This is a genomic window from Isoptericola sp. NPDC057191 (assembly GCF_042670225.1).
Classification (GTDB): Bacteria; Actinomycetota; Actinomycetes; order Actinomycetales; family Cellulomonadaceae; genus Isoptericola.
In genome coordinates this window covers 1-3663 of record NZ_JBHUWC010000271.1, presented here as the reverse complement: position 1 = coordinate 3663, position 3663 = coordinate 1, and the positions used below count along the sequence as shown (strand labels likewise).

The window sequence follows — 3663 nt, the reverse complement described above, 5'->3', positions numbered from 1 at the left end:
TGGGTACGAACCCGGCGAGACTCCGGGCGCGAATTCTCGCCGTTTTCGTACCCACAGCGGTCAGTCGGCGGGGGCGTGCCGCTGGAGGAAGGCGAAGACGTCCGTGTCGTCGACGCCAGGGAACGCGCCGCGCGGCAGGGCGGCGAGCACCTGCTGGTGCATGCGGGCGCTCGGCCACGCGACACCGTCCCAGCGCCGGGCCAGGTCGGCCGGCGGGCGCTGGCAGCACGCCGGGTCAGGGCACGTGGAGGCGTGGCGCACCTGCGTGTCCCGCCCTCGGAACCACTTGGCGTGCGCGTACGGCACGCCCACGGTGATGGAGAACTGCCGCCCGTCCGCGCCCGTGCCGGTCTGCACCGAGTCCCAGAAGGTGCCCGCCGGGGTGTCGGTGTACTGGTACGACTCGGTGGCGCGGTCACGACGAGTGAACGCCTCGCGGCCGGCCCACCAGCGGCACACGAGCTGCCCCTCGATCGCGCCCGTGACGTCCTGCGGCAGCGGCAGCCCGTCGTTGGCGTAACCGCGGAACAGCGCGCCGTCGTCGCCCACCCGCAGGAAGTGCAGCGGGATGCCGAGGTGCACGGTGGCGAGGTTGGTCAGGCGCATGGCCGCGGCCTCGTGCGTGACGCCGAACGCGTCGCGGAAGTCCTCGACCGCCAGGTCCTTCTCGCGCTTGCGCCGCTGCAGGAACTCGACGGCCACGGACTGCGGGATGAGGCAGCACGCCGCGAAGTACGTGATCTCCACCCGCTGGCGCAGGAACTCCGCATAGCTTCGGGGGCGGTCGTGACCCAGCACGCGGTGCGCGATCGCCTGCAGCGCCAGGGACCGCAGGCCGTGCCCGCCGGGGATCGACGCGGGCGGCAGGTAGATGCGGCCGTTCTCCAGGTCCGTCACCGAGCGCGCCGACCTCGGCAGGTCGTCCACGTGCAGCAGCGTCAGGCCGAGCTGCTCGGCCATGCGCGCGACGGTGCGGTGCGTCAGCGCGCCCGCCCCGGCGTACCCGGCGCGCTTGGTCAGCTCCTCGCCGAGAGCCTCGATGTGGGGGTAGTGGTTGTCGCGCTCCTGCCGCTCGTGCCGGAGCTCGGTGTTCGCGCGCCGCGCCTCCTCAGGGGTGGCGATGGCCTCCTCCTCGCGCCGCGACAGCTCCGAGTGCAGGCCGACGAGCTGCTCCAGCACCGGCATGGGGAGCTTCTGGCTCGGCTTGACCGACGGCAGGCCGAGCGCGCCGAACAGCGGCCCGCGTTGCGCGCGCTCGAGGGCGATCTCCAGCTCGGCCCGCCGCGACGGCGGCTCGTCGGCGAGCAGGTCGGGGACGGCGACGTCGAGCGCGTCCGCCAGCGACCGCAGCAACGACAGGCGGGGCTCGCGCCGCCCGTTCTCGACGAGGGACAGCAGGCTGGGCGCCGAACCCACCTGCTCCCCCAGCGCCTCGAGCGTCAGGCCGCGCGACGTCCGCGCGTGCCGGATGCGCCGGCCGAGCGTGATGAGGTCCGGAGACTCGGCCGCGGGACCGTCCTTCGCCACCATGGTTTGACTCTATGTGAAGATCCGCGATTCTTCACGGCCGATGGGCTGGAAAGTCGGTCCGGCGACGCGAGACGCTGGAGGTAGCCCCGGGGAGCACCTGCCGCTCCCTGCCGACGGACGGAGCATCCGATGACCTTCACCGCGAACCCTCGCCGCACGCGGCTCGCGATCGCCGAGCTCGCCCCCGACGTCCTGGTCCCTGGGGAGCAGGCGGGCGCGGCGACGGCGCCAGGTTCGACGACGGGCACGACGCAGGCCACCTCGGCCTCGCGGGACGCGCGCGCCTGGGTGCGTGAGGTGGCCGCGCTGACGGAGCCTGCGCGGGTCGTCTGGTGCGACGGGTCCGCCGCGGAGAAGCAGCGCCTGCTCGACGAGATGGTGTCGGCGGGGACGCTGATCCGCCTGGCCGAGGACAAGCGCCCGAACTCCTACCTCGCACGCTCGCACCCGTCGGACGTGGCGCGCGTCGAGTCCCGCACCTTCATCTGCTCGGAGCGCGCGGAGGACGCCGGCCCGACCAACAACTGGCGTGCGCCGGCCGAGATGCGCGCCGAGCTCGCCGACGTCTTCGCCGGCTCGATGCGCGGCCGCACCATGTACGTGGTGCCGTTCTCCATGGGCCCGGTCGGCGGGCCGATCTCGCAGGTGGGGATCGAGATCACGGACTCGCCCTACGTCGTGGTGTCGATGCACGTGATGACCCGCGTCTCCACCGCCGTCCTGGACCTCATCGAGGGCGGGCAGCAGTGGGTCCCGGCCGTGCACTCGGTCGGTGCGCCCCTCAGCGACGGCGACCAGGACGTGCCGTGGCCGTGCAACGACACGAAGTACATCGTCCACTACCCCGAGACGCGCGAGATCTGGTCGTACGGCTCGGGCTACGGCGGCAACGCGCTGCTGGGCAAGAAGTGCTTCGCGCTGCGCATCGCGTCGGCGATGGCGCGCGACGAGGGCTGGCTCGCCGAGCACATGCTCCTCGTGCGGGTCACGTCCCCGGAGCAGCGCCAGTACCACCTGGCCGCCGCGTTCCCCAGCGCCTGCGGCAAGACCAACCTCGCCATGCTGCGTCCCACCATCCCCGGCTGGACGGTCGAGACGCTGGGCGACGACATCGTGTGGATGCGCCCCGGTCCCGACGGCCGCCTGCGCGCGATCAACCCGGAGGCCGGCTTCTTCGGCGTCGCGCCCGGCACCGGCGTCGAGACCAACCCGACGGCGATCGACACCCTCACCCACGACGTGATCTTCACCAACGTGGCGCTGACCGACGACGGCGACGTGTGGTGGGAGGGCCTCACGCCCGAGGCGCCGGCGCACCTCGTGGACTGGCAGGGCAACGACTGGACGCCGGACGCCGACACCCCGGCCGCGCACCCGAACTCCCGCTTCACCGTGGCGGCGGCCCAGTGCCCGTCGATCGCCGACGTCTGGGAGGACCCGGCGGGCGTGCCCGTGGACGCGATCGTCTTCGGCGGCCGGCGCGCCACGAACGTGCCGCTCGTGACCCAGGCGACGAGCTGGGACCACGGCGTCTTCATGGGCGCGACCATCAGCTCCGAGCGCACGGCGGCGGCCGAAGGCACGGTCGGCGAGCTGCGCCGCGACCCCTTCGCGATGATGCCGTTCTGCGGCTACAACATGGCCGACCACTGGGCGCACTGGCTGCGCGTGGGCAAGGGGCTCGACGCCGACAAGCGGCCCAAGGTGTTCCAGGTCAACTGGTTCCGCAAGGGTGCGGACGGGCGCTTCCTGTGGCCCGGGTTCGGCGAGAACTCGCGCGTCGTCGAGTGGATCGTCACCCAGCTCGACCGCTCGCGAGGGCTGCGCACCGACGCCGGCGCCGTGCACTCCCCCGTCGGGCTGCTGCCCGCGCCCGGCGCGCTCAGCACGGACGGCCTCGACCTGTCCGACGACGACGTCGCCGCGCTCTTCGACGTCCCTGCCGAGGCGTGGCTCGCCGAGACCTCGCTGACCGCCGAGTTCTTCGACACCTTCGGCGACCGGGTGCCCGAGCAGCTCTGGGCGCAGCTCTCCCTGCTGCGCGAGCGGCTCGGCGCCGGCGCCTGACAGCCCACCGACCCGGGCGCCGAACAGGTGGTTGTTCACGTTCTGAGAGCTCAGAACGTGAACAAC

Annotated in this window: 2 protein-coding genes; one reads left to right on the top strand and one right to left on the bottom strand. The window is 72.9% G+C overall.

Annotated elements, in window-relative coordinates; translation table 11 throughout:
- Window positions 1–60: 60 nt before the first annotated feature.
- Window positions 61–1530: a helix-turn-helix domain-containing protein gene (locus ACFT55_RS19610; RefSeq protein ID WP_380245527.1), complete on the bottom strand. Its 1470-nt coding sequence runs from the start codon at window positions 1528–1530 to the stop codon at window positions 61–63.
- A 129-nt stretch (window positions 1531–1659) separates the two neighbouring features.
- Here ACFT55_RS19610 and ACFT55_RS19605 point away from each other — a divergent pair, with 129 nt between their 5' ends.
- A complete protein-coding gene (locus ACFT55_RS19605; protein ID WP_380245526.1) occupies window positions 1660–3597 on the top strand; it encodes a phosphoenolpyruvate carboxykinase (GTP) in 1938 nt (645 codons plus the stop codon).
- The last annotated feature ends 66 nt before the right edge of the window (window positions 3598–3663 follow it).

Coding starts and splice junctions, on each gene's coding strand:
- ACFT55_RS19605 (WP_380245526.1), top strand. CDS start 1,660: ATGACCTTCACCGCGAACCCTCGCCGCACGCGGCTCGCGATCGCCGAG.
- ACFT55_RS19610 (WP_380245527.1), bottom strand. CDS start 1,530: ATGGTGGCGAAGGACGGTCCCGCGGCCGAGTCTCCGGACCTCATCACG.